The organism is Eubacterium ramulus ATCC 29099 (assembly GCF_000469345.1).
Lineage (GTDB): Bacteria > Bacillota > Clostridia > Lachnospirales > Lachnospiraceae > Eubacterium_I > Eubacterium_I ramulus.
This window is the reverse complement of the sequence record NZ_KI271178.1, coordinates 1-4,842: the sequence shown is the minus strand read 5'-3', so window position 1 is coordinate 4,842 and position 4,842 is coordinate 1. Positions and strand designations below refer to the sequence as shown.

At 44.2% G+C, this 4,842-nt stretch carries 5 protein-coding genes; 4 read left to right on the top strand and 1 reads right to left on the bottom strand.

Going from position 1 to position 4,842, the window contains the following annotated elements:
• Positions 1 to 134: 134 nt before the first annotated feature.
• The gene (locus HMPREF0373_RS13495) at positions 135 to 1,136 is read right to left on the bottom strand and encodes a transglutaminase-like domain-containing protein (protein ID WP_167618707.1); all 1,002 of its coding nucleotides are present in this window, start codon (positions 1,134 to 1,136) and stop codon (positions 135 to 137) included.
• A 237-nt stretch (positions 1,137 to 1,373) separates the two neighbouring features.
• Here HMPREF0373_RS13495 and HMPREF0373_RS13490 point away from each other — a divergent pair, with 237 nt between their 5' ends.
• The 4 genes from HMPREF0373_RS13490 to HMPREF0373_RS13475 all read left to right on the top strand — a co-directional run bounded on the left by HMPREF0373_RS13490 (position 1,374) and on the right by HMPREF0373_RS13475 (position 4,827).
• Positions 1,374 to 2,624: an AfsR/SARP family transcriptional regulator gene (locus tag HMPREF0373_RS13490; RefSeq protein ID WP_021740312.1), complete on the top strand. Its 1,251-nt coding sequence runs from the start codon at positions 1,374 to 1,376 to the stop codon at positions 2,622 to 2,624.
• A gap of 70 nt (positions 2,625 to 2,694) precedes the next feature.
• On the top strand, positions 2,695 to 3,126 hold the full coding sequence (locus HMPREF0373_RS13485; RefSeq protein WP_081695277.1) for a hypothetical protein: 432 nt from the start codon (positions 2,695 to 2,697) through the stop codon (positions 3,124 to 3,126).
• A 228-nt stretch (positions 3,127 to 3,354) separates the two neighbouring features.
• The gene (locus HMPREF0373_RS13480) at positions 3,355 to 3,555 is read left to right on the top strand and encodes a hypothetical protein (RefSeq protein WP_021740309.1); all 201 of its coding nucleotides are present in this window, start codon (positions 3,355 to 3,357) and stop codon (positions 3,553 to 3,555) included.
• A gap of 12 nt (positions 3,556 to 3,567) precedes the next feature.
• Positions 3,568 to 4,827: a hypothetical protein gene (locus HMPREF0373_RS13475; RefSeq protein WP_021740308.1), complete on the top strand. Its 1,260-nt coding sequence runs from the start codon at positions 3,568 to 3,570 to the stop codon at positions 4,825 to 4,827.
• Positions 4,828 to 4,842: the final 15 nt, after the last annotated feature.

Here is a 4,842-nt window from a genome sequence, read left to right as displayed (position 1 = left end):
GAAGTGGGAGTCTCAACTCAGACTGAGATGAACAGGTTTTCCTATGGAATAACTGTGAAATTTCCTTATTATATATAAGTGCATTTATGAGTGCATCTGAAATGCAGCAAAGGTGTACGGACCGGTGTCCGGGATCAGTACGTATACTTTGTCGTATAGTTGGAACCGTCACCGACATATTTCTTTACATTTGCCGCACTGTTGCTGGCAGCCAGCGTCGGATCCATCAGGGACCAGTGCCTGCCGTCGAACTTGATGATACCGTCCACCCAGCCGACTTCATCCACATAGCAGCTGATCCATGCGTGGTAGACCTCCCCGGAATAGCCGACATCCAGCTTGGTGGGGATACGCTGGGAACGCAGCATGGCAGACATCAGAGAGGCATAGTCAAAGCAGATGCCTTTCCCGGTGGCCAGAGTATCATCCGGTACCGGGACATATCCGTAGGGAACCGCGTCCGCTTTCTCCTGGTCGTAAGTAATATGCTTGATCACAAAATTATAAATATTGGTAATGACATCCAGATCCGAAGAACATCCCTCCGCCAGCGCTTCCCCTTTTGCCACGCAGGCCGAATCCTGTGTGAAGTTCACATAGAAATTCGGATACAGGAAAGGTGAAAATTCATCGCGGATGGTCACATCCAGATCCTGGGTAAAAGAAATCGCATACAGGTTGTTCTCCACAGACACAGATTCCAGCAGCGTGATCTTGTAAGAACCGCTCCCGCCGGGCAGCGGATAGACGGAATCCGTATCAGAATCTGTCACCGGATAGGTGTATTCCGTGCCATCCGGCAGCGTCACCTGCAGCTTTACCTTTTCATTGCTGCCGGTGTAGCGCAGCATGACATAGCCGTCTGACGTGTGCGAAGCATCCACAGATACGATGTCACTGCCGTAAGTCACGATCCCGTCCGCCTGTGGAACAAGCACCTGTGCCGTGGCATCCCGTGTGCCGTCCGCTTGTGCGGTCTGTACGGAAGAATCCGCACCGGAATCAGAATCATGGCTATCCGGAGAAGAACAGCCGGTCAGTGCGGTGCAGATACACAGCATACACAGAAACAAAAGAAGCAATCTGTTCCGAAGAAAGCGGTTTGGCCGATACGATATAGAATTGTAAAAGTCCACGAAAGCAGATGCCTCCTTTCTGGTGCCTGAAAAATTCAAGTCGAACGCACGTGAGAATTGTTGCATTTAATGGTTTGCGTAATTATAAGTATAGCATATCTGCCAGGCAGAAGCAAAACGAATCGCAGGAAATGTCTCTGGAAACGGAACGGAAATTGTCATTGACAAATCATTAGACTGATTTTAAAATAAAAACAGACAAGGAGAAATCGTTAAAAGGGAAACGAGGAAAAGCGAATGAATGAAAAAAAAGCAATACTGAATGTTCGGATGCTTGGGGATTTTTCTATCACATATGAGGGGCGTCAGGTGTCATTCGGAAAAAACACGGCGACAAAAGCGATGAAACTGCTTCAGATTCTTATCTATTATGGTGAGCAGGGCATTGCACGGGAAAAGTTGTTAAATGCACTGTATGTGAGGGAAGAACTGGCAGATGCGGCGAATAATCTGCGTGTGACAGCACACCGTCTGAAGAAAATGATCATAGATGCGGGACTACCGGAACATGACTATATCGTCATCAAAAAAGGTATTTACAGATGGAATGCACCGGTTCCGACCGTTGTTGATGCGAGAGAATTCCGGAAGATGTATGAAGAAGCGCAGAACTGTGCAGACTCAAGACAGAAGGAAGAACTGCTCAAGGAGGTCTGCAACATGTACCGCGGAGAATTCCTGCCGGAGATCTCCGGTGATGAGTGGGTGCTGTTGGAGAGTGTACAGTATAAGAAGCTGTACAGCAATGCACTGAAAGAACTGTGCGACGGTCTGATCGAAAAATGTGACTACGAGGAGGCATTGCTCTTCTGTGAGCCTGCATGCCGCCTGTATCCGTTCGATGAATGGCAGAGCATCAAGATCGAATGCTTCCTTGGTATGAAACGTTACAAAGAAGCGATGAAAGAGTATGACGACACGGCGAAATTGTTCTTTGAGGAGCTGGGGATCAGCCCTTCCGAACGTCTGATGGAACAGTTCGACCAGATGAGCAGCCAGCTGAAACATGTGAAACCGAAAGAAATCCAGGATATCAAGCAGCGGCTGAAAGAAGAGAAAGGACAGGGCGGTGCTTACTATTGCAGCCTTCCAAGCTTCCGTGACAGCTACCGTCTGGTGACACGTATGCTGGAGCGAAGCGGTCAGTCTGCATATCTGATGCTGTGCAGCTTGACAGACGGCAAAGGACATCCGCTGGAAAAACCGGAGAAGCTGGAGCTCCTGTCAGAAGAATTACAGAATACGATCCAGCATTGCCTGCGAAAAGGAGATTCCTTTACCAAATACAGTCCGTCACAGTATCTGGTACTTCTGATCGGAACGAACAAAGAGAATTGTGGACTGATATTTGACCGTATCCGGAAGTATTTTGCCAGAGAGCACAGAAGCTGGAACAAATATGTGGAATTCTATGTATCTTCCGTGGCAGAAGTGGATAACCTGGATACCCCGATTCAGTTCCGAAATGATGATAGCGGCTGGAAGTAACATCTGGAAAAGATGGAAGAGACAGCGCAACAGTTGATACAACAGACGGAATATGAGGGGGAACGAATATATGGAACAGAAGCACCCGATTGCCTGGCATGTTCCAAATCTCATTAATATCTGCATCGACAGCGTGGAAGACGGAGAAATGACGGGGAAAATCTATCATTGCTATAGCGAAGAAGCGATAGCTTTCAGCAATATCATCCGGATGATTGAGACAGTAGAAGAATTTTTTGATTGTCTGCAATTTCCCCAGGCAGCTACACAGACACGTTCTTTTCACAGAAAAGAATCTGTACAGGGACAGAAACTGGAAAAGAAGCTGGAACAGGAACAGATATTACAGATGCGGGGACAGAAAGGAACCTTTTTATTAAATGTAAAATATCGTCAGAATTCATCCTGGCAGGGATTTCTCCAATGGGTGGAAGAAGACGCATCCTGGCAGTTTGCCAGTGTACTGGAATTTATCAAAATATTAAATAACGCTTTGGATTAGCGAAAACAGAGACCTCCATCACATCATTAAAAAAGATGTGATGGAGATTTTTTGTTAATAAAAACGTGAAAAACATTACAAATTATTACACGATTGCAGAAAAACGTGAAAAAGTTAAAAAAGTTAATATCGCAACAGTGAATGTAATGTTTCCTGTAATGTCAGATAAGATAGAATACCAATATAGAACGAAGCTATGAGTTAAGAATAAAAAAAGAAGGTACTGGCATGAGTGAAAGACAGAAAAAAACCGAGACATTTATTATAAAAATCATGAATCAGCAGAATTCGACCTGGCAGGGAAGTGTAACCTGGGTAGACGAGCAACGCGAACAGTACTTTCGCAGTGCTCTGGAACTACTCAAGCTGATAGACGGAGCACTGGTGACAAAGAATGACAGTGAAGATACATGCAGTGATAAAGGATAGAAGGAGGACGCCATGAAACATACAAAGAAGAAAAAACTACTGGCATTTGTGCTTTGCATGATATTGGTGTTGAGTACAGCGATTACAGCATTCGCTGTTGATGGAAACTTTTATTATGTGCCGAAGGATACCGTTGAGTTATCCCGTGAAATAGTGAAAGATGGTGCATCGCAGGGAACTTTATATGCGACCGTACCGGGAGGCACATTCAAGTCAAGTACAGACAATGCCGAACTGCAGATGGATATGCAGAATGAGACATCAGAGTCTACGGTACTCGAAGCTGTTCAGACAGAACTGGAGAATACAGGCAATACCGGATATACTGTTCATCAGGCAGTTATGGGAGATGTTTCTTTCCGAATCAGCACAGAAGATAAAGCCCGGATTCCGGAAAAAGCAGTTAATTTCCGGTTCGAAAATACATCTCTGGATACAGCACATGCAATGGGATTTGTATATGACGGTTCGAATGGGACAATTACTTTATATGAGCTGAAAGAAGATACTCTTCAATTCGAAGAGGATGTGCAACTGGAAGCAGAGACCGTTGTAGTCGGTTGCTTTGATGTAGTTGAAAAGACAGCAGAAGAAAAAGTGGAAGATGGTACTAAACCAGAAGATACAAAAGCGTCAACAGGAGTTGAAGCAATTACACAAGAAAGTAATAATATTCAGATTGCTGATACACAGGGAATAGTAAGCATTGCGGAAAATTACGGAAAGCTGACAGCTAATTACAGTGATACAGCAGTAGAAGTTGGATATGTCTGGTATCGAAGCATAAATGGTGCAACTGAGGAACAACAGATTCCAACGCAGTATTACAGTACGACAGGTACAAACCTCGGAAAAGATATTAGCACTGATGGAAAAGACCTCTACATTGCATTGAATGGTGGAGCACTTAAATATAACGGAAATGAAACAGTTAATTATAAAGTAAAAGCTTATGCTAAAAATGATTTGAATGAGTACGGCTTGCCAAAGGAAGGAACAACGGCACTTGCAACAAGTTCAGTGTATAATGTAACTGGATATTATGAGGTTCAGAATGGCAGTTTTGAAACACCTTCTGTTACAGAACTTCATTCAGGTACGAATAACTGGCAGTTTTCAAATGAAAATTATAAAAAATTGAAGGGTGCTTGGCAGACAACCGGAACTGCGAATGCAAGTGAATACTCCGATTCTGAAGGTGCGGATATCGAAATTGTTACAACAGAATCTGACAATACGTTAGACGGATATAGCTCAATGTCATTTAGATAAGGATTGCTTTATAGT

Excerpts from the sequence above, each read along its gene's own strand:
- HMPREF0373_RS13490 (WP_021740312.1), top strand. The coding sequence starts at position 1,374 with ATGAATGAAAAAAAAGCAATACTGAATGTTCGGATGCTTGGGGATTTT.
- HMPREF0373_RS13485 (WP_081695277.1), top strand. The coding sequence starts at position 2,695 with ATGGAACAGAAGCACCCGATTGCCTGGCATGTTCCAAATCTCATTAAT.
- HMPREF0373_RS13480 (WP_021740309.1), top strand. The coding sequence starts at position 3,355 with ATGAGTGAAAGACAGAAAAAAACCGAGACATTTATTATAAAAATCATG.
- HMPREF0373_RS13475 (WP_021740308.1), top strand. The coding sequence starts at position 3,568 with ATGAAACATACAAAGAAGAAAAAACTACTGGCATTTGTGCTTTGCATG.